The 19,606-nt window shown below is 42.8% G+C and carries 16 protein-coding genes; 4 read left to right on the forward strand and 12 right to left on the reverse strand.

Annotated elements, in window-relative coordinates:
• Positions 1–13: 13 nt before the first annotated feature.
• On the reverse strand, positions 14–1,852 hold the full coding sequence (locus E0H81_RS02565) for an extracellular solute-binding protein (RefSeq protein WP_131316286.1): 1,839 nt from the start codon (positions 1,850–1,852) through the stop codon (positions 14–16).
• A gap of 29 nt (positions 1,853–1,881) precedes the next feature.
• Positions 1,882–5,178 (reverse strand): LysM peptidoglycan-binding domain-containing protein, encoded by a 3,297-nt coding sequence (locus E0H81_RS02570; RefSeq protein WP_131316288.1) that lies wholly within the window; start codon positions 5,176–5,178, stop codon positions 1,882–1,884.
• Between the two features lie 219 nt (positions 5,179–5,397).
• Here E0H81_RS02570 and dnaQ point away from each other — a divergent pair, with 219 nt between their 5' ends.
• From dnaQ to nudC, 3 genes are all read left to right on the forward strand, one after another.
• Complete coding sequence (dnaQ, locus tag E0H81_RS02575; protein ID WP_131316291.1) at positions 5,398–6,810, forward strand: DNA polymerase III subunit epsilon; 1,413 nt, start codon at positions 5,398–5,400, stop codon at positions 6,808–6,810.
• 127 nt (positions 6,811–6,937) lie between these two features.
• Complete coding sequence (locus E0H81_RS02580; RefSeq protein ID WP_131316293.1) at positions 6,938–8,581, forward strand: chemotaxis protein; 1,644 nt, start codon at positions 6,938–6,940, stop codon at positions 8,579–8,581.
• Positions 8,581–9,354, forward strand: a complete 774-nt coding sequence (gene nudC / locus E0H81_RS02585; RefSeq protein WP_131316295.1) for an NAD(+) diphosphatase — start codon at positions 8,581–8,583, stop codon at positions 9,352–9,354. Before E0H81_RS02580 ends, nudC begins: the two co-directional genes overlap by 1 nt.
• A gap of 1 nt (position 9,355) precedes the next feature.
• On the opposite strand, the gene E0H81_RS02590 is transcribed toward nudC, so the two are convergent.
• From E0H81_RS02590 to E0H81_RS02605, 4 genes are all read right to left on the reverse strand, one after another.
• On the reverse strand, positions 9,356–10,243 hold the full coding sequence (locus tag E0H81_RS02590; protein WP_131316297.1) for an alpha/beta hydrolase: 888 nt from the start codon (positions 10,241–10,243) through the stop codon (positions 9,356–9,358).
• On the reverse strand, positions 10,233–10,916 hold the full coding sequence (locus E0H81_RS02595) for a BON domain-containing protein (RefSeq protein WP_131316299.1): 684 nt from the start codon (positions 10,914–10,916) through the stop codon (positions 10,233–10,235). Before E0H81_RS02595 ends, E0H81_RS02590 begins: the two co-directional genes overlap by 11 nt.
• 65 nt (positions 10,917–10,981) lie before the next feature.
• Entirely contained in the window at positions 10,982–11,401 is a 420-nt protein-coding gene (locus tag E0H81_RS02600) for a YraN family protein (RefSeq protein ID WP_131316301.1), read from the reverse strand.
• An 11-nt stretch (positions 11,402–11,412) separates the two neighbouring features.
• Positions 11,413–12,348 carry a penicillin-binding protein activator gene (locus tag E0H81_RS02605; RefSeq protein WP_131316303.1) on the reverse strand — a complete coding sequence of 312 codons (936 nt, stop codon included), beginning with the start codon at positions 12,346–12,348 and terminating at the stop codon, positions 11,413–11,415.
• Positions 12,349–12,360: 12 nt separating this feature from the next.
• Between E0H81_RS02605 and rsmI the strand changes: the two genes are divergently transcribed.
• On the forward strand, positions 12,361–13,200 hold the full coding sequence (gene rsmI, locus E0H81_RS02610) for a 16S rRNA (cytidine(1402)-2'-O)-methyltransferase (RefSeq protein ID WP_131316305.1): 840 nt from the start codon (positions 12,361–12,363) through the stop codon (positions 13,198–13,200).
• A gap of 80 nt (positions 13,201–13,280) precedes the next feature.
• Here rsmI and E0H81_RS02615 read toward each other — a convergent pair whose 3' ends face one another.
• The 6 genes from E0H81_RS02615 to pepP form a co-directional block, all read right to left on the reverse strand.
• Positions 13,281–13,529, reverse strand: coding sequence for a hypothetical protein (locus E0H81_RS02615; RefSeq protein WP_131266706.1), 249 nt, complete (start codon positions 13,527–13,529; stop codon positions 13,281–13,283).
• A gap of 176 nt (positions 13,530–13,705) precedes the next feature.
• The gene (locus E0H81_RS02620; RefSeq protein WP_131316307.1) at positions 13,706–14,947 is read right to left on the reverse strand and encodes an FAD-dependent monooxygenase; all 1,242 of its coding nucleotides are present in this window, start codon (positions 14,945–14,947) and stop codon (positions 13,706–13,708) included.
• On the reverse strand, positions 14,944–16,152 hold the full coding sequence (gene ubiH / locus E0H81_RS02625; protein ID WP_131316309.1) for a 2-octaprenyl-6-methoxyphenyl hydroxylase: 1,209 nt from the start codon (positions 16,150–16,152) through the stop codon (positions 14,944–14,946). The genes E0H81_RS02620 and ubiH overlap by 4 nt, the downstream gene beginning before the upstream one ends.
• A gap of 453 nt (positions 16,153–16,605) precedes the next feature.
• Entirely contained in the window at positions 16,606–16,842 is a 237-nt protein-coding gene (locus E0H81_RS02630; RefSeq protein ID WP_131266712.1) for a DUF378 domain-containing protein, read from the reverse strand.
• A 240-nt stretch (positions 16,843–17,082) separates the two neighbouring features.
• Positions 17,083–18,033 carry a GGDEF domain-containing protein gene (locus E0H81_RS02635; protein ID WP_131316311.1) on the reverse strand — a complete coding sequence of 317 codons (951 nt, stop codon included), beginning with the start codon at positions 18,031–18,033 and terminating at the stop codon, positions 17,083–17,085.
• 216 nt (positions 18,034–18,249) lie between these two features.
• Complete coding sequence (gene pepP, locus E0H81_RS02640) at positions 18,250–19,581, reverse strand: Xaa-Pro aminopeptidase (RefSeq protein WP_165492583.1); 1,332 nt, start codon at positions 19,579–19,581, stop codon at positions 18,250–18,252.
• Positions 19,582–19,606 lie beyond the last annotated feature (25 nt).

Here is a 19,606-nt window from a genome sequence, read left to right on the forward strand (position 1 = left end):
CCTTTGCTCTTGCTTATTGTTGACCTAAATAATGGGTGACTTTTTTGGCTTGTCCGGCATCACTCCACCAATAGTCAATTCCTGTTGAAAGCTTGGGTTTAACCTTGGGTTGATGATACATGTTCCAGTAGGCAAACCAGTTTTCACCTTTACCATAGGTCGGAATTTGATAATAGCCGGCACGCAATAAACGATCCAGCACCTTGGTTCTGATGACCAATTGCTCACGATCAGGCGCACGGATGATCTGCTGGATCACCTCATCAATCACCGGATTTTTGATGCCGGCATAATTATAATTGCCCGGCTGATCTGCCGATGCGCTACCCCAGAACTGTGCCTGTTCATTGCCCGGATTGAGTGATTGCGGCATCACATTGGTGGTCATGTCGAAGTCCTTGCTGCGCATACGTTCAATGTACTGCGGCACATCCACATGGCGAATGGCAACATCCACACCCAGACGTTTCATATTGCGTATAAACGGCATCAGCGTGCGTTGTAAACCATCTTGATGAATTAAAAATTCAATCCGAATCGGCTTGCCTTTGGTATCCAGCAAACGGCCATCCTTAAAGGTATAGCCTGCCTTGATCAGTAACTGGCGTGCAGTCAGCAAATTACTCCGATTAAAACCACTGGCATCAGAAACTGGATATTTCCAGTCCTTTAAAACACCCTGACGTTGAATTGGAGTTAATTTAGATAAATACGGTTTTAAAATTGCCAGTTCTGCACTATTTGGAACACTTTTGGCTTCCAGTTCACTATTGGCAAAGTAACTCTGTAAGCGTCGATATTGCCCATAAAATAGCGCCTTGTTTTGCCATTCAAAATCGTAGGCATAGCTAATGGCTTGGCGGAATTTGATGTCTTGAAAAGGTGCACGGCGGGTATTAAAGACAAAACTTTGTGTCGGAATCGGGTTGTTGTGCTGAAACTTGTATTTCACCACCATCCCTGTTTTTACCGCAGGAAAATGATATTCCGTGACCCATTTACGCGCAGTAAACTCTTCATGCAGGGTATATTGACCCGACTTAAAACCCTCAAAAGCAATATCCAGACTGCGGTAATAAACATACTTCAAACGGTCAAAGTTATAACGCCCTTTATTGACCGGTAAATCTTTAGCCCAATAATTCGGGTTACGCTTATAGGTAACACTGCGACCGGCATCAATGCGATCAATCAGATACGGCCCTGAACCTAGAATCGGTTGCATGGTGACCCGGGTGAAATCTTTGTTCTGCCAATCGCGTTTTGAATAAATCGGCATTTGCGACAAGATCAGCGGCATTTCAGCATTATTGTCAGACTTAAAACTCATCTTGACCGCATATTTGGACAACACTTCGGTTTTATCCAAATCCGCCAGATACATCTGCAAACCCGGATTAGACTTGGTCTGATAAGCATCAAAACTGAATTTCACATCTTCGGCAGTCACCGCACTGCCATCACTAAAGCGTGCTTTGGGATTTAAATGGAAAATGACATATTTGGTTTGTTTGGGATCATAAGTCACTTTCTCCGCCAGCAAGGGATACATCACCCCCGGCTCATCCAGCGAATTCGACATCAGCGAGTCAAACAGATATTCCACACCATCGGTTGAGCTGCCTTTGCCATTCATACTATTCAGGTTATCGAATGTGCCATTACTTGCGGTACTTAAATAACCCCCTTTGGGGGCATGGGCATTTGCATAAGGCATGACGGCTAAGCCAGCATATTTCGGCTGGCTATGTACCGCAATATAAGGCGTGGTCTGCACAGCAGCCCACAGCCCTTGCATCAAAAGACTAACCCCGCAGGCAAAACTCAAGTGTTTTGCTAGAGCAAATGACATCTAAAATGACTCCCTGTCTTTGCCTATAATTATAAGTTCGGCACTTTAATCACATCACCAATACGTAATTGAGTATTGGGTTGAATCGCGTTCATTTCCGCCAGTTTATCTGTATCCAGTCCATAACGGTTAGCTAAACCGATCAGGGTATCACCGCGCTTGATTTTGTATTCTATGACTATTTTAGGAAGCACAATCTTTTGACCCACGCGTAAACCGGCACTGCTACTGAGTTTATTCATGCTTGCCAGTTCTGCAACCGATACCCCTACCCGATTCGCAATTGCATTTAAAGACTCACCTGATTTTACCGTATAGCTATCAGTGCCTTTAGGAGATGAAGATTTGGTTTCTATCTGACTTGCAGCGACAGGACGAATACTGTTCGCTCTTTCTTCAATTTCAGGCGGTAAACTGATTTTTAGCCGCTGTCCAACACGTACAGTGCTGTTGGTACGAATCTGATTGAGATCGGCCAAGTACTGTAGCTGTAGATAATGCTGACGTGCAATCGAACTTAAAGTCTCACCTGATTTCACCACGTGCACACTTGGCTTCACGCCTTTAACTGCTCTTTCAGTCTTGTCGATGACTGTTTCATTTACAGGCTGAACTGCAGGTTCAGCTTCACCACTGAGTTTTAAACGCTGTCCAACACGCAAGCCTGTATTACGGCTAATGCCGTTAATATTGGCAATATAATCCATGCCCAAATTATATTTGGCCGAAATAGCCGACAAACTGTCGCCAGATTGCACGGTATAACTTTCAGGAACAGTTGAACCTGTAGGGATTTTAAGGGTTTGACCCACCTGTAAACCGCTGCTGTTGGATAATTTATTAAGCTGGGCCAATTCAGTTAAAGAAATTTTCGACTGTGCAGCAATACTGGATAAGGTATCACCACGCTGTACCCGATAATTTTCAGTTTTATAGGAAGCTTCTGGAACTGCCGTTTCTGCTTTAACAGCAGTGGCTTTTTCTTCCTGCTTGGTCTCTAGCTTGTTTTCGACTTCATGTAATGGCACATTAATTTTTTGCCCCACCATTAAACTGCTGCCCGAAGTTAAACCCGTGGTTAAATCCGCCAGTTCCTGATTAGACAAGGCATAACGATCAGCAATCAGTTTTAAATATTCGCCGCGCTTGACCACATAGGACTTGGTTTTCACTTTAGCGGCTTGTGTTGCGTTATTGGTCTTGTTATCCGCAGTATTAGAATTGCTTTGAGCCGTTTCTTTTAAGGACAGTTTTTGCCCTACACGCAAACCGCTGCTGACGGATAAATTATTGTAGTCTGCAAGTTGTTTCACCGACAGGCCAAACTGGCTAGCCAGTCCAGTCAAACTGTCATTGGCTTGAACCACATAAGTTTCAGGTTGTGTTTTTGCCTTGGTCGTTGCAGATGTTTCTGTACTTTGCGGTTTAGCATCGTATAGATAAATACTGGTTCCTACATACAGCGGTGAATTTGGATCGATCTGATTCCACTTCGCCACATCACGCCAGTTCAAGCCATTTTTCATTGCAATAACGGTTAAGGTATCACCCGGAAGAACGGTATAAGTACTGCGTTTTCCTTTAGGCGCGACCACCACAACTTCTGAATCGGTCTTCAGGTAGTTTTTGCCCTGGTTACGTCTTGCTTCGTCAGAATCAGCTTTGGTATTTTCAGCTACCCCTTTAGGATAAGAGAAACCTTTGGTCAGCTCTTTACCTTGTTGCTCTGCCACAGACTGACTGGTTTGAATCGCAGTGAGTTTAATTTTACCGTCAAAAGGATCGGTAATTTCTGTGCCTTGCGGTGCAAGGGCTTTCAGTTCCGCAACCACTTTGTCCTGTTCAGCCTTGCTTGCGACCGGTTGTAGCACCTGCTCGACTGTTTTATTGGCACCTTCAGCTTTTACTGCCGCCAAAATTTGCTCACGCTCAACCGTAGATAAAGGCGGCTCAACTGTTACCGGCTTAACATTTGCGACTTGAGTTACAGCAACTGGAATACGTGGCGCACTTGGAATATCACTATTCGCTGCAAACGATGCCAACGCTGCTGAACCTTGCGGTGTAGATGTACGCGAATTGGAGGCTTGGGTTGTCGTTACAGGATTGGCAGGTTTAACTGCTGCTGTTGTTTGAGAATTTTTTGTAGTCGTTGTGGTTAATACTGGAGGTGCCGTTTTTACCGGACTCATCACCCGGGTATTTAATTCAGGCGGATTAGACTTTTCCGGGGTAAAAGGTTTTGCCGTATTTGCCCATAAACCACCTGAATTTGGTGATAGTTTTTTAATTCGAGCATCAATTGATGGGCTTAAATCTGCAGGAATAATAATCCGCATTGGGCTTTCGCTATCAATACGATCGCCGCGGTGCCCTGGATTTAACTGATATAACTCAGCACGGCTTAAGCCAGTAATTGAGGCAATTTCATTCAGGCTCACCGGTCCAACTGGCACTTCTCTAAAGTGCGGACGATTGGCAATTGGAGGTAAAGACACTCCATATGCAGCCGGATTTTTAATAATTTGTGCAACTGCCAGGAAACGTGGCACATAGTTCATGGTTTCCTGTGGCAGTTTCAGTGACCAGTAATCGGTCGGCAAACCCGCTGCCTTATTCCGGTTAATCGCTTGCTGGATACGCCCCGGACCTGCATTGTATGCCGCCAAAGCCAGTTCCCACGAGCCAAACTGATTGTACAATGCACCTAAAAATTCATACGCTGCACGTGTCGATTCAACCACATCACGGCGACCATCATATAAACTGGTTTGTTTTAAACCATAAATACGTCCGGTACTTGGAATGAATTGCCACATCCCTGCTGCTGCTGCACTACTGGTTGCTGCAGGGTCATAGGAACTTTCAATAATCGGCAACAAAGCCAGTTCAGTCGGCAAGCCACGACGCTCTGCTTCTTTCACGGTGTGATAAAGATAACGTGAAGCACGTGCACTCAAACGGTCCAAATACGGCTGACGTGAAATAAACCAGCCGCGCTGGGCTTCAATACGAGAGTCCCAATGGGTTTGATCCATTTTAAAACCGACGGTCATGCGTTTCCAGACATCACCATGTTTTAAAATGAGCAGACGATCGCCTTCTACCGCGCGCATATCTGTTGCAGAGAGCAAATCTTCCAAAGAGTCCAAGCTGTTGGCGTCCAGATATGCAGAACCCACCAGTTTCGATTTTGATCCATGCGTTGCACTTTGGCTCGAGGAACAACCCGTCAAACCTAGCGCAGCTAAAGCTGAGCCCAATACTGTAATTTTAAAAAAATTGGGTAACAAAGGCTGCCACAAAATCGCGGTTGGTTTATACATAAAGAAAATCCAGACAACTCGTATAAAATTTATTTTTTAGATATGCCATTGTAGTGAAGCATGTCGCTGACACAAGAGATTAATTTAGCGCGATTTCACTGTAAATGTTACAAGAAATTAAAAAATAAGCATGTTATACAGTTCAAAAGCACATTTGCGTTATACAATACACCATTCACATGCTTCAATTTGACTCTCACTCGTTCGGATTTGGTTTATATGGCTCAAACAATCACACTCTATGTCGATGGCGCTTGTCGTGGCAATCCAGGTTTAGGCGGTTGGGGTGCATATGTCATTACTGAAACTGAAGAGCATAAACTGTATGGCGGCGTACCGGACACCACCAACAACCGCATGGAACTCAGCGCGGCAATTGAAGGGATTAAATTCTGCCCCAGCGATGCCAAACTGATTATCTGGACCGATTCCAACTATGTAAAACAAGGGATTACCGAGTGGATTCATGGCTGGAAAAAGAAAAACTGGAAAGATGTTAAAAATCCAGACCTGTGGAAACTACTGGATGCAACCTGCCAGGGCCGCGAAATTGAATGGAACTGGATTAAAGGTCATGCCGGACATCCGGGCAATGAAATGGCAGATCAGCTTGCCAACTTGGGTGCAGACCAAACCTTAAAAGCCATGAAAAATCCAGCATTAAAAGCAGAACAGCCCTCAGCAGAAGCGACGGTTTTAGATAAAAAAAAAGTGGAAAAGGACTGGTTGCTAGATGACCCTTTTGGTTTCGATTTAATCGAATCTGATCTGCAGGATGACAGCGAAGCATTAGAAAATTTAGAACAAGACATGCTTCAGTCTGAAGATGTAAATGATGAAGCTGAAGTTCAAGATGAAATGATAGAAAATGCTGCGCCTGATCTAATCAATGTAGAACATCCACATATTGCGATTACGCCACGAACCAAGCAGGTTCATGGTCCACGCCAGCTGATTCTGGATACCGAAACCACCGGTTTCTATTTCCAGGACACTGACCGGATTATTGAGGTCGGCGCCATTGAAATGGTCAACCGTAAACTGACCGGCAGCTCGATTCACATTTATATCAATCCGAAAAAGCCGGTGGGTGATTCTGAAAACATCCATGGTATTTCAGATGCATTCTTGCAAGATAAACCCGTTTATGCAGAAATTGCCGATGTACTTTTTGAGTACTTAAAAGGTGCAGAAATTATTGCGCATAACGCCAGCTTCGATATGAACTTCCTGGACATGGAGTTCAAACGTGCGGGCTTTGTGGCCTTGTCTGAAGTGTGCGAAGTTACCGATACCTTGGCCATGGCGAAAAGCAAACATCCGGGGCAAAAAAACTCCCTGGATGCCTTGGTGCGCCGTTATGAAATTCCACAACGCGACCGTACTTTCCACGGTGCCTTACTCGATGCTGAAATCCTGGCAGATGTCTATTTAGCCATGACCGGTGGTCAGGTTTCCTTCGACATGGACACCTTGACCGAAAGTGAACAACAAGAGGCCCAGACAGCACGTCTAAGCGTACAAGTCGAGCTTCCTGTAATCTTGCCTTCAGAACAGGAACTTGAGGCACATGAGACATGGGTCAAGGAATTTGAAGAAAAACATGGAACAGCTTGTCTTTTTGCAAAATAAAATCTACATTTCTAGTGGTTTTTTGTATTTAAACGTTTAACAGTTAAGTTATAGTTGAATGTAAAGAAGTTTCGCCCTTAAACAGGCTGCTCATAAACAGATAAAACACTAGGAAAGGTGCAGATCCATGTCTTACCAAACCTCTATTCATTTTGACCCAACTGCATTACTGATAATAAAAAATGAGGTTGATAACTCAATTAAACTAGTCGAATCAGCGGTTAGCAGCTTAGCAGAAGATCAAACCTTACCTTTTGGTATTGATGATGCACTGAATCAATTTGAGCAATGTGCCCAGGTACTGGCACTGATTAATATACCTACCCTAGCTCAAATCGCTCAATATTCTGCCGAGTTAATGCGCAAGATTATGGGGAATCCTGCGCAAATTAACACGCAGGAGGTGATCGCCTTAAGTGAAGGCACCACCATGATGAAGCGCTATATCGAATTTATTTGCTTGCGTGAAGTTAAAATTCCGCAATTCTTGCTCGATACCCTGAATCGCCTTGAGATTGTCTTGGGTAAACCCGTTACCCATGAAGGTCAGCATATCGAGTCATTGATTGACTCTATTACCCCTGACTTTCAGCTGCCTAAAGCACCGAGTTTAGAGAAATCTAAATATGTGCATCGCCTGTATAAACTGTCTTTAAACAAGCTGATTAAGCAGGAAGAAACAGAATTTGACCTGCAAGCGATTAAATTAACCGGGACATATTTAGCCGGTCTTGCTGAGAATACACCCAGCAAGCAATACTGGAATCTGGTCCATGTTGCATTTGAACAGATTGATCATTTGCTTCTCAACGATCCGCGTTTACGCACTTTGGTCAGCATTGAACGCAATATGGCGCAATACTTCAACACGCCAGACCGTTTCAAACCAAGCCTGGCCGATTTGGCCAATATTTTAAGCCTGTGCATTAGCCAGGAAGACGAGACTTCAGAGCATATCCGCAGCCAGCTTAATCTGGGTGAAGACCATCTGACCGATACACAATTACAGGTATTCAGCCGTCATCTTTATGGTCCCGATTTTGATACCATGCATACGATTAGTGAACTTGTAACCACGGAAATGACACAAATTCGCAACGACATCGAATACAACTATCAAAATATGACCCCAGAAAAAACCCAGGAATTACAAGATAAGCTCCGCAGTCTTGCTAATATTTTCAAAGTGTTAAATCTGAATGAAGCCTTTAATGACTTGTCGCGCCAGGCCAGCTTGCTCAGCAGTGCGGAAGTGCTAAAAGATGAAGGTTTTGCACAGCAGCTGATGAATTGCATTCTATCTGCGATGAATTCAATTGGCGTACTGGAGCGTCATCATACATCAAGCCGTTTACAGCTTCGTGTGCATAACATGAATATCTCTTTAGACCGTTTAGATGAAGCGCATGCGGCTTTGCTGAATGAGTCGAAAGCTGTAATTGATCTTGCTAGCCAAACCTTAATGCAATATTTACAAGACAACAATTTGGCAACTGTAGAGAATTTGCCGACCCAATTACGTGAAATTGGTGGTGCACTGTTGTTCTTAAATGCTGAAGCAGGTCAAACTGCCTTAAAAACCGCAGCAGACTTTATTCAGCAGCAAGTTGAAAGTTCAACATTAATTAGTGTTGAGCAAATCAATCACACCCTCGATACTTTAGCCAGTGCCGATATGATGATTGACAATTTAAAATACAAACAGCCTGTATTGCAGTCGATGTTTAATGTAGCATTGCAAAGTAGCGAAAAACTGAAAACTGTAGCCTAATGTCTGAATTATCACTTGCTTATATCTTTCATCAACATCAACTGTTAGTAGATGAAAATTTTCAACTGCCTCAAGTAGAACGTTTGGCAAGTGATCTTCACTTCAACACGGGTGATCAAGTGATTGCCCGTGATCTTCTCGAAGATGAACCTATTCCTCAAGGCTTACAACTGGTTCCTATCCGTCAGTTATTGACGCTTTGGGATACCAAGCAATTCGAACAGGCCAGCCGCGCAATTCAGCTGCTTGAATGGCGTAAAAACCATAAATTCTGCAGTCACTGTGGGCATCAGACCCAAGCACATCCAACTGACTATGCCATGATTTGCCCGGCTTGCCGTTATCACCAATATCCACGGGTACAACCTTGCGTGATCACGGTCATTACACGGGGTGATGATGAAATCCTGCTGGCTAAAAATGCGAAAAATAAAACTAATATGTATGGTCTGATTGCCGGTTTTGTCGAAGTTGGAGAAACTTTAGAAGAAGCAGTACGCCGTGAAACTTTTGAAGAAGTCGGTTTAAAAGTAAAAAATGTTCAATATCTTGCCAGCCAACCCTGGCCTTTTCCAAGCAATTTAATGCTGGCTTTCCGTGCTGAATATGCTTCCGGAGAAATCAAGCTTCAGGAAGAAGAAATTAGCGATGCGCAGTTTTTTAAACTGGATCAACTGCCCGAAATTCCTTTTAAAGGCAGCATTGCATACGCCATGATTAAACACATTACCGAAGGTCATCCTGTTGCAGATGACACCCGTGAATGGTTATAAGTTAAGGTTTTAGGGCTTCATCCAAAACTGTCAAAATTTGTTTCTTGGTCTGAAAATAGCGACTAAACAAACTCGAAACCGATCCCATAATCGAAACGTGTCCGGTACCCGGAATGGTAATCATCTGGCTATGGTTGCCCTTTTCTTGCAGAATACGATGCAAATCTCTTGAATTGGTATGGCTGACAATTTGATCATTGGCTGCCAGAAACAGGTAATGTTTTACCGTGTTCGGTTCAATAAAATAATAGGGCATTACATGTTGATAAGGGATATTCTGATCAAACGCATCGGCGCATACAGGATCATCTTTATAATCAAAATGATAAGGCCCAGACAATCCAATAATCGCTTGAATTTGGGCACGGCAGTGCAAGGTATACGGCTTTGGATGATACAGCGCCGACATGACATTAAATGCACCGGCTGAATGTCCCATCAACACAATTTTTTCAGTCCGAATATTCAGTTTAGCTTGATGCTGGCTTAGATAATTTAATGCCAGACTCAAGTCATCAATATAGCTGGGAAACACATGTTCGGGTGCCAGATGATAATTGATTACTGCTACGTCATAGCCCTCTTTTGCAAAGGCTTCACCGACAAAACGGTAATCTTTTTTATCCCCGTGTAACCACGCCCCGCCATGTACAAATACAATTAAGGGACGCTGTTCACGTGGTGTTTCGGCAGTAAAAATATCCAGGCGTTGTCGTGCTCTTAAGCCATAAGCAATGTTTTCAACGACCGAATAACCTTTTTTAGGGGTTAAACGATTCAGGGCATAACTACCAAAATCGTAAAGGCGAAAATCTTTGTAAAACATTTTCGCCAATGCAAGGTTTTGTTCCAGTTTCGTTTTGACCACTTGCGTTACATTATTGAGCATTCGTAGGCTCAGCTTGGTCTGGATCAATCGCTACAGGGGTTTGTTCAACGGGTTGTGCATACACCGCAGGACTGCTAAAACTTGAAGTTACTGCACGTGATTGTTCAACATTATCAATCAGGGTAATGATTTTAGTGACATTACCGACTTGCTCAAGCACCTGATTCAGATCGTTAATCTCGGCACTATTTAAACGCCCCATTACATATAAAATGCCATCTTCAGTATGAATGCGAAGTTTGCTATCCGATACCACCACGGCTTTCATCACCAGCCCACGTGTGTTGGCTGTGACCGTAGTATCTTGCATGATGGTGGCATAACCGATTTGATTGCCTACGGTAATATAATTATGTACAGTTTTGACATCGGTCATCGCACGCACATTATCTTCAGCCAATTGCTTTAAATGGGCATCTGGCACTTGGCCTGTTAATAAAACATTGCCATGGAAACTTTCAATGTTGACGCGCGATTGCTTAAAACGTGCATCCAATTTATATAAATTAATTTTAGCGGTACGTTCTATAGATGAATCGATAAATACTTGTCCAAGTGAACGAGCACCACTTTCTGTTCCTACCGGGGCGGCGCCTGTGCCACCAGAGATGAAACTTGCACAACCAGATAAACTTGCTACACACAGTAACGTCATTGCAATACGGTTAAACACTCAGCAAGACTCCTAATCGTTAATTTCAATTCTATTTTATTTCAGCATTTATGCTCTGATTTTGTTCAAAGATTAATAAACTCTTGCTCAAAAGTAAAAGCATTTTCAATCCATTGTTGATCATAAGTGAATTTAGAAAAATCTTGCTGTATTGTTTTTGCAAATTGTTGAAAAAAATCAAAACAAATCACATCAAAACGACAATAAAAATGTTGGAATTGTGGATGAGTATTTAAAAAGCATAATGCAGATTTCATGATCTTCTTTTGTTTGGAGAATGAAATTGTTTCATAGGATTGTGCATATTGAGTCGCGGAGCGTGCTTTCACTTCCACAAAGATCAATTCCTGATTTTTTTGTACAATCAGATCAATTTCCCCATATCGACAATGATAATTCATGACAATCAGCATGAAACCCTGAGCCTGTAAAAATTCCAAAGCCTGCTGTTCCGCCCATTGTCCTAAATTTAAATTTGCTCGCATATTCATTGCCTTTACAAGGTCTTAATACCTTTTTGGGTACTCTCAAAACAATGTGGAATACGCTGGATATGATTATTACTGATTTGAATTAGCCCGGTACGCCCCTGAAATTCAATGCTTTTCAAATTCGGTTCATCTAGATATTGCTGAGCAATATGCCAGGCATCACCCCCAAAAGCCAGTAGCCGTTGATACGGCATGGAAACAGGATTTTGTTGATAGGCCCTGATTACATCCGGCCATGCCAGATCATATAAAGCAGGTGCATCACAAAACTTCACGCCTTTGGGGATTGGTTGCTGCTGCTCAATAGCATTCGCCAGTACATAAACATTTTTATTTGGCAGCTTGGTCAGGCTATTGATCCATTGATTATTTCCGAGCAGCAATAAACTGCTTTTTTTATTCAACTTTTTAGGCACTTCCTCAACAAAAGTTAAGGGATAATCCATTTGTGACACCAAAGACATGAGAAAAAGCTCACTGTCGACTTCTGCCCCCGGCTGGCGAAAAACATACAGTTGCTTAATTTTGTCTTTCTGCAGAATTTGATTCAGCGCATAAGCATCATCTTTCTTGGACAAGCTAAATTGCCAGACATTGTCTGCTTGATCCGTCACTTCATTTAAAGCCAGAACACGCACTTTGGGTTTACTCTTAATTAACCCTTCCACCTCATTACGCGCTAAAGGCCCAATCACCATTTGGGTTTTTTTATTGACATTTATTTTTAGCAACTGGGCAATTTGTTTTTTATCCGAGTTTACAAATTTAATCGGGGTTTTCTGGTCTGATGCTTGATAAGCACTCATAAAACCCTGTTTGACGCTCAATCCGGCTCGCGCCATAGGACCCGATTCAGGTAAAATGACCAATACTTCGGCTTGTGCCTGGTTAAAAATGCAATACAGCATCAAGCCCATCAAATTATTTTTATTATTCAACATTGGAGAAACCTTATGAGTGCTCAGTTATTTGTTGTAGCGACCCCAATTGGGCACTTAGATGACATCACTTATCGTGCGATTGATGTTTTAAAGTCAGTCAGTATTATCGCGGCCGAAGATACGCGTACTTCTGCTCAATTATTAAAGCACCATAATATATCAACTCCACTGACTGCGTGTCATGAGCATAATGAAAGTAACAAAATTGATATATTGATCCAGAGGTTACTGAACGGCGAAAATATGGCCCTGATTAGTGACGCCGGTACACCGCTGATTAGTGACCCGGGTTTTAAGCTGGTTCGTGCCGCGCAAGAGCATAATATCCGTGTGGTTCCTGTACCGGGTGCCTGTGCTGCAATTGCCGCGCTCAGTTCCGTCGGTTTGCCAAGCGACCGTTTCAGCTTTGAAGGTTTTCTGCCTTCGCGCCAGTCCCAGCGTCGAATTCAGTTAGAAAAATTGAAAGATGAAACGCAAACTTTAATCTTTTATGAAGCACCGCATCGTATTTTAGATTCAGTCAAAGACATGGCCGATATTTTTGGTGCAGACCGTCCGGTGGGTTTTGCCCGTGAAATTACCAAAACCTTTGAAACCATCAAGAAAATGACTTTGGCCGAGTTGATTCAATTAATTGAATCTGATCATAACCAGCAAAAAGGTGAAATTGTTTTAGTCATTGGTGGCGCGACAGTAGAAAAAGATTTAGATCAAGAAAAACTGGATCAGTTATTGACTCGCTTGTTGCAGGATTTATCGGTAAAAGCCGCTTCACAATTGGCAGCAGATTTGACAGGCATCAAAAAGAAAGTGGCTTATCAACGTGCTTTGGAACTCACCCATAAAGATTAAAAATCAACCAGTAAAAACTCAAAAAGCATCACAGAAGTGATGCTTTTTTTATCCCTTACAAAAACCGAGTAAAGGTATGATTAATCTTTAGCAGACTCATCCGCTGGAACTTCGACAATGCGGCCACCACGTGCAAGGAACGCAGCAACTTCATCTTCCAGAGCCTGACGCTGTTTGAGTTTAGCAGTGATGGTTAAAGTTTCTGCTTCAGCCACATCACCATCAGTTGGCGTAGGTTCACTGTCAGATGCCCCTTTTTCAGCAGCTTTCGCTTCATCTTCATCGACTGCAGTTTCTTCTACTTCATCGTAATCATTCATATCTGTCATCTCTATTTCTCCCCACAAATGACGTCTATCGTTCCAATGTGAATTGGTTTTGAATTAGGAAGAAATTTAGCAATCTCTGATCGTTTCGCATAGAGGCAAATACGAAAAAATCGTATCTTTTTTAATCAAAAAAGTAAACTTATATGAATATTTGTACAAAAAGCAGCTGTTCAGTTTCAAACTGCATAACAAGTGTCTTTTAAGGCCTGCAATCCGTTGGCTTGAGACATAAAGGCATCTTTTAAGGCAGTGTGTTGCTCAACCTGTTTTAAGCCAAAATTTCGCGCCCAAACCACAGGGAAAAGTCCGGTGGTTTCCATCCAGCCAATCGCAGACATGCTGTGCATCATGGCATCATTTTGACCTTTGCGACGGTGTTCATAGCGCTGCAAGGTTTGTTCATGTGCCCATACGCCACGCTTTTTATCATGCAGCAATGCATCACATAAAATGGCCGCATCTAAACAGCCAATATTGACCCCTTGCCCAGCGAGCGGATGAATTACATGTGCAGCATCGCCAATCAGGGCCAAGCCCGCTTTCACATATTGCTGTGCAGCACGTGCTTTAAGCGGGAACTGCGCCCGTGGTGTAGCTTGCAAGACCTCACCCAGCATGTGATGACTTTCACGGGTTAAAAGTGCAGTAAACGCGGCATCATCTAGAGCAGCATATTCTTCCGCATAATCATCAGGCAAGGTCCAGACAATGGATTGCCAATGGCCATCTTGTTCTGCCTTTAAACTGGCCATCGGTAAAAACGCCAAAGGTCCGGTTTCCAGGAAAATCTGGCGGGCTACATGTTGATGCGGCTGTGCAGTACGAATGGCGCAAGTCAAACCTGCTTGCTTGTAATCGAGGATATCCAGATCAATAAAGGCCTGTTCACGGACAAATGAATTTGCACCATCTGCACCAATCACCAGTTTGGTTTTAAGCTGCGTGCCATCTGCCAGATGGATATGCCAAACACCCACACCTTGTTCTATGCGTGTGACTTTGACTTGGGTGCGGTAATCTTGCAGCTGTTCCAGCATTTTTTGCTGAATGGCCAGATTTAGAACACTCGGCTCCACCATCGAACCTAAAGTATGTTCAGCACTGGGTGTACTTTGGCTGGATTGTCCAAAATTGATTTCACCATAGCCATTTTTATTCCACACCTGCATACCGCTATAGGGCATCTGGCGGGCAAGCGTCTCCCAAACATGCACTGTCTTGAGCAAATGAATGGTGGCTTGGCTGAGTGCCAAAACACGTGGATTTGCCACAGAAAGAACTTTTTGTTCATCTAAAACTGGTGCAGCATCGAGTACAGTCGCCTGAACACCGCCTTGAGCCAGCAGCAATGCAGTCAAACCACCAACCAAGCCACCGCCAATAACCACAACATCTAGCACATCTAAAACATCACTCATGCTTTTAACCCCATTGCGTAATTTGCCACCAATGGCTTTACGCCCGGAATCATGTCAAAAGCAAGTAATCCGGTATTACGGACCAGTTTAAGCAGCGGGTTTTGGTTACTAAAACCGCGTACCACAGTGTCGCAGAACTTGATCACCCGTTGCTGATCCGTTAATCGTGCCTGCTCGTAAGCAAGTAACATGCTTGGCTCACCAATATCTGCAGATTTGGATAATTGCTCTTTAAGCGAACGCACCAAGACATAAGCATCACGCATACATAAGTTAAAGCCCTGTCCTGCAACGGGGTGAATCGTGTGTGCCGCATTACCCATCAGCACCACACGGCCAATGGCTTGTTTCTCTGCCAATACTTGTGACAATGGAAAACTAAAACGGCGACCGGTTTTTTGGAATTTACCTGCTCGGTCACCATAGGTTTCCTGCAAGGCATCTAGAAAGTGTTGATCATTTTGTTCACCGAGCCATTCAGCTTCAGTGCCTTTTTTTACCGGCCAAACCACTGAACGACGGTATTCCCCCGGTAAAGGTAAAAGTGCCAAAGGCCCAAGCGGACTAAAACGCTCAAAACCGACATGATGATGTGGCTTAGAGGTTTGTACCGTGGTGACAATGGCAACTTGATCATAATCATGCTCATCTGCGCCAACGCCCAAGGCTTTACGGCAGAAAGAGTCACGACCATCAGCAGCAATGACCAGTTTTGATTGTAAAGACAAGTTTTCTTCACCGCGTACAGCTTCAATATGGGCCTGATCAGCATCTTGCTTGAGTGAAGTGACTTGTACGCCAGCAATGAGTTCAATCAATGGCTGTTTTCGGACTTCTGTGAGTAGCACACGGCCGAGCCAGGCATTTTCAATCACCTGTCCAAAGCTTTCGACCTTTTCTTGTTCAGCTTTTAGTCGAGCCTTACCAAAACTGCCTTGTTCGGTAATATGAACTTCAAAAATAGGCGTGGCATGTTCTTGCAAGGCGTTCCAAAGTCCAAGTTCTTGATAGATCTGTACGCTGCGGCGTGACAATGCGCTGTTTCGCGCATCGAAACTGGAGTGATACGGCGCAAGATTGGCATCATCATAATTTGGGTATTTGATGGCTTCGAGCAGTTTAACTGCAATATTTGCTTTGGCTAACATCAAAGCGAGGCTCAACCCCACCATACCACCACCAACAATGATGACCTCTTGTTGCATGTTTTGATCCTTATCTGCGGTATCTACAAAGTTTAGATACGTCTAATCTTGATTGATTTTATATTAGCTCAAAAATTTTTATTTTTATAATGAATTAGCACTTTGCTTGTAAGTGATATAGGAAGATGGGTAAATTTCAGATGATTTTCAGTACTTAATTTCAGCACCTAAAAGCGTATGAATGAGCTGAAAACTTCGATTTTAAAAAGTTTCGACCTTGAAAAAATATATTGATGCGATGGGGACTCAATGCTGGATTTATGCAAAACATCCAACCGGTACACCTCTATTTTCTAATGCGTCATCTACTTCATCACCATAAAAAAACGGAGCTCAAGCTCCGTTTTTATCGATTAGGGCAATTATAGCTCATCAAAATAAGTCGATTATATGGATGGCCAAACAATCGACTCATGCGAATTTATATTACTCTATCTCTTTGATCATAGGCTGTTAACGCACAATATTTGGAGAGTCCGTATGATGTACCGTTCTGCCTAATTTCGTGCCTGTATAGATCAGGTACAATGCAGACAAACCAACCAAGATATAAATAATTCGAGATAGCGTGCTCATTTCACCAAAAATTGCAGCGACCAAATTGAAATCAAATGCGCCAATTAAGCCCCAGTTGATGCCACCAATAATGGTTAAAGCATAGGCAATCCAGTCTACAGTATTTAATCTCATAATTTTTCTCCCGCTCTTGTTTAAGTTTATTTGAGGATCAGAGAAAGTATGAGAAGCAAAGCAGATTTAATATGTTGCTTTGATGCTAAAAACCGATTTTCTATGTTGAATTCGTGTCAATTTTTAAGCTTTAAATTTTAACTTGGTTAGTTTTATTTAAGTTATTCGAGATAAACGTAAATAAAAAAGCCGATCAACTGACCGGCTTTTACTGAGATTTATTGATATCAGTATGAGTCCCTAAACGGTCGCGTTTTCTAGCTTCATTTGCCGCTTATGTTCATACATATTTGTATCCGCTTTAATAAACACTTCATGTAAATCGGCATCTAATTGTCGAGTCGCATAACCGATTGCAACATGAATATTGTTCTCTAAAAATACATTAATAAGACGCTTGGACAAAGCTTCTGCATCGATCAGCGACATTTCAGGGCATAAAATAGCAAACTCATCACCACCTAAACGCGAAACCACATCATTGCTTCGCGTGGTTTTCAACAACAGTTCTGCTGTCATCTGAATAAGATGATCACCCTGTTCATGACCAAATTGGTCATTGACCTGTTTCAAGTCATTTAAATCGATACTAAAAATTGTCGCAGGCAAACCAAAACGCTGACATCGGCCGTCTTCTGCCTCAACAAGACGATTCCAGGCACGACGGTTATATAATCCTGTTAGCCCGTCAGTTAAAGCTTCCACTTCAAAACGTTCACGTAATCGACGTTGCTGATTTTCACGTAATTCACTTTGCAGGATAGAGCTTAATAAACTGCCAAATAGCTCCACCAAAGGCGCAGCTTTTAAAATATCATTGGGCTTAATTTCAGTATCAATGGCGCAAATGGTGCCAAACACAGAGCCATCTTCATTAAATAATGCCTGACCAATATAAGATTTAATCAATAAATCTTGATTGATCGGTGCTGATGCATACAGTGAAATATCACTCGCACATGGAGCAATATTTGGCGCTTTGCCTTGTACCATATGGTAGCAAAATGAATCAGCCCAACGAAATACATCCCCCGCTTTAACATTATATTTTTTATTTTCTGCCTGTAACACAATCCAGTTTTCGCCCTCGACACGGGTGATCATCCACAAGCCAAAACCTAAGTGTTCATGAAGATATTCAAGAACTTGTTTAGCCGCTTCCACAAAGTTTTGAAATTTAATGTTATGCATGAACACAGCCCATAATGTTCGAAATGACACGAAGCAGGAGATTTAAAAAGTTATCATATAATATTTGGACTCAAAATAATCCCTGTTCTGCTGAATCAGCGTAGATAGTTTACGAAATCATTTCATGTTCACGTGATAGAGTTCTTGGAGTTTATTGTAAATATAAAATAATAAAAAAGCCGATCATCTGACCGGCTTTTCATCCTAAAAAATCGCTTAGGCTACTTTTGCTTTTGCCATTAACATTTCGATGTCCTCTACCGTTTTCACAACATTTTTGGTCAGTACCAATGGACCATTTGCAGTTGCGACCACATCATCTTCAATACGGATGCCAATACCACGCCACTTCGCATCGACTGTTTCATCATCTGGTGCAATGTAAAGCCCCGGCTCAACGGTGACGACCATGCCTTCTTCATAGGCACGCCATTCACCATCAATTTTATATGAACCGACATCATGCACGTCCATACCCAGCCAGTGCCCCGTACCATGCATGTAGAACTGACGGAAAGACTCAGTCCGGATAATGTCATCAATGTCGCCTTTCATTAAGCCAAGTTCAAGTAGGCCTTCAACCATAATGCGAACAGCAATATTATGTGGTTCTTTGTAAGAATTGCCGATACGTACGGCATCAATCGCTGCAAGTTGTGCTTTTAATATAACTTCATATAAAGCTTTCTGTTCAGGGCTAAATTTACCATTGACAGGAAAAGTGCGGGTAATGTCCGATGCATACAGTTGATATTCACAAGCTGCATCAATCAGGACTAAATCCCCATCGTTTAGCGCTTTGTCATTTTCCACATAATGCAGAATGCAGGCATTTGCTCCGCCACCAACAATGCTGTTATAGGCAGGCACACAACCATTTTTACCGAAGATGTAATTGATTTCAGCTTCAAGTGCATATTCCATCATGCCCGGACGTACAGTTTGCATGGCACGAGTATGCGCTTCGCTACTGATGTTCGATGCAAGTTGCATCAACTTAATTTCTTTTTCGGATTTGTGCAAACGCATTTCATCTAAAATACGATCCAGCTGAATCACATTTGCAGGTGCAGAGGTACCTCGACGTGATTCACCGTTGGCCTCAGCAATCCACTTGGCTACACGCGCATCAAAATCAGCGTGCTGACCAATACGATAGAACAATTTCTGTTTATCGAGCAATTTCTCGATAATTTCTTCATCTAACAGATCGATCGCGTAGGCTTCATCAGCCTCATAATCCTCTACTGCACCATCTACACCGGCACGGTAACCGTTCCATATTTCCATTTCACGGTTACGTTCACGGCAGAACAAGCTATAAGTATAACCTTCATCAATCGACTCAAATGTCTCAATGACAGCCACTGCTTCAGGTTCTGCAAATCCCGTCAGGTAGAAAAAGCTGCTGTCCGCACGAAATTTATAATCTGCATCACGGTTACGCATAGCAACCGGACTGGTGGCAATAATCGCAATACTGTGCGGACCCATTTCTTCTGCCAGGCGGTCGCGACGTTCCTGAAAATCTGCTTGAGTCAGTTTCATCATTAAGTTTACTTTTGTCTTTTAT

The sequence above is a fragment of the Acinetobacter terrestris genome, assembly GCF_004331155.1.
Classification (GTDB): Bacteria; Pseudomonadota; Gammaproteobacteria; order Pseudomonadales; family Moraxellaceae; genus Acinetobacter; species Acinetobacter terrestris.

What these genes read in the sequence shown, in the direction of transcription:
- E0H81_RS02565 (WP_131316286.1), bottom strand. Translation starts at nt 1,852, where the DNA reads ATGTCATTTGCTCTAGCAAAACACTTGAGTTTTGCCTGCGGGGTTAGT.
- E0H81_RS02570 (WP_131316288.1), bottom strand. Translation starts at nt 5,178, where the DNA reads ATGTATAAACCAACCGCGATTTTGTGGCAGCCTTTGTTACCCAATTTT.
- dnaQ (WP_131316291.1), top strand. Translation starts at nt 5,398, where the DNA reads ATGGCTCAAACAATCACACTCTATGTCGATGGCGCTTGTCGTGGCAAT.
- E0H81_RS02580 (WP_131316293.1), top strand. Translation starts at nt 6,938, where the DNA reads ATGTCTTACCAAACCTCTATTCATTTTGACCCAACTGCATTACTGATA.
- nudC (WP_131316295.1), top strand. Translation starts at nt 8,581, where the DNA reads ATGTCTGAATTATCACTTGCTTATATCTTTCATCAACATCAACTGTTA.
- E0H81_RS02590 (WP_131316297.1), bottom strand. Translation starts at nt 10,243, where the DNA reads ATGCTCAATAATGTAACGCAAGTGGTCAAAACGAAACTGGAACAAAAC.
- E0H81_RS02600 (WP_131316301.1), bottom strand. Translation starts at nt 11,401, where the DNA reads ATGCGAGCAAATTTAAATTTAGGACAATGGGCGGAACAGCAGGCTTTG.
- E0H81_RS02605 (WP_131316303.1), bottom strand. Translation starts at nt 12,348, where the DNA reads ATGTTGAATAATAAAAATAATTTGATGGGCTTGATGCTGTATTGCATT.
- rsmI (WP_131316305.1), top strand. Translation starts at nt 12,361, where the DNA reads ATGAGTGCTCAGTTATTTGTTGTAGCGACCCCAATTGGGCACTTAGAT.
- E0H81_RS02615 (WP_131266706.1), bottom strand. Translation starts at nt 13,529, where the DNA reads ATGACAGATATGAATGATTACGATGAAGTAGAAGAAACTGCAGTCGAT.
- E0H81_RS02620 (WP_131316307.1), bottom strand. Translation starts at nt 14,947, where the DNA reads ATGAGTGATGTTTTAGATGTGCTAGATGTTGTGGTTATTGGCGGTGGC.
- ubiH (WP_131316309.1), bottom strand. Translation starts at nt 16,152, where the DNA reads ATGCAACAAGAGGTCATCATTGTTGGTGGTGGTATGGTGGGGTTGAGC.
- E0H81_RS02630 (WP_131266712.1), bottom strand. Translation starts at nt 16,842, where the DNA reads ATGAGATTAAATACTGTAGACTGGATTGCCTATGCTTTAACCATTATT.
- E0H81_RS02635 (WP_131316311.1), bottom strand. Translation starts at nt 18,033, where the DNA reads ATGCATAACATTAAATTTCAAAACTTTGTGGAAGCGGCTAAACAAGTT.
- pepP (WP_165492583.1), bottom strand. Translation starts at nt 19,581, where the DNA reads ATGAAACTGACTCAAGCAGATTTTCAGGAACGTCGCGACCGCCTGGCA.